Below are 1,248 nucleotides of genomic sequence, written 5' to 3' on the forward strand. Positions count from 1 at the left end.
CCCCGATCCTCGACCAGACCGCGTACACGTTATTCGGCAACAACTGGCTCGTGATGGACTACATCAAGAAAGGCCAGACCGAAAACCTCGACGCATACATCGCATGGATGCTCAAAGCAACCAAAGGATACGCAGTAAAAATTGTTAATCCGGGAGGAACCGAGGCATGGGGCTGGGGTAAGAACTGTACCGCAATCGACGACCCTGTACCCTACTTCGAAGTCACGCCGAAGGAAATTATCACCGGCCTTGCGGAGACTAATGAGAGGCTTGGTTTACCGCATTCCATACATTTACACGGTAACAACCTCGGTCACCCGGGTAATTACACAACTACGCTTAAGACGCTAGCTCTTACAGAAAATATCCCGGTCAACAAGGCATCGGGTAGATCGCAGAACTTGCACTTCACGCACACCCAGTTCAACTCTTACGGAGGCACGACCTGGAAGGACTTCGAGTCCAAGGCAGACGCAATAGCGGACTATGTTAATTCGCATGATCATCTCACAATAGATGTGGGCTTTGTCACTCTTGATGAGACGACTACGATGACTGCGGATGGTCCGATGGAGTTTGGGCTGCACAGTTTGAACCACCTGAAGTGGGCTAACCTTGATGTGGAGTTAGAGACTGGTAGTGGTGTGGTGCCGTACATTTACGATCCGAAGCTTCACGTGTGCGGTATTCAGTGGGCTATAGGTCTCGAGCTTGCGTTGCTCGTTAAGGATCCGTCCAGATGTCATTTGACCACGGATCATCCGAATGCGGGTCCGTTCACCAGGTATCCGACTGTGGTTAGCTGGCTTATGAGCAAGAAGGCCAGGGACGCTAAGATGGCTACCTTGCATAAGTGGGTTCCGGAGAGGACCAAGCTTCCGGGAATATCCAGGGAGATGGATTTCTATGAGATCGCTCAGATGACTCGTTCCGGTACTGCTAAGGCCTTGGGTCTTGAGAAGTCTAAGGGTCAGCTCGGTATCGGTGCGGACGCGGACATAGTCATATACAACTTTGATCCGACGACTACGGATGCTACTCAGAATCCTGAGTTGATCGAGAAGGCGCTGGGCGCTGCGGAGTACACCATCAAGGGCGGCGACATAGTCGTGAAGGATGGGGACATCGTGGCTCTTACGAATTCGAAGCAGATCGTTTGGGCGGATGCTGACGGTTTCAACAACCAGGAAGTCATCAACGATATCGTTGATAAGTTCTTGAAGTACTACTCTGTCACTCTGAACAACT

At 51.2% G+C, this 1,248-nt stretch carries 1 protein-coding gene; it reads left to right on the forward strand.

Going from position 1 to position 1,248, the window contains the following annotated elements; all coding sequences use genetic code 11:
* Positions 1 to 1,248: formylmethanofuran dehydrogenase subunit A (locus CUJ83_RS15545; protein WP_230743385.1), on the forward strand; the 1,248-nt coding region annotated here is incomplete at both ends.

It is taken from the genome of Methanooceanicella nereidis, assembly GCF_021023085.1.
GTDB lineage: Archaea > Halobacteriota > Methanocellia > Methanocellales > Methanocellaceae > Methanooceanicella > Methanooceanicella nereidis.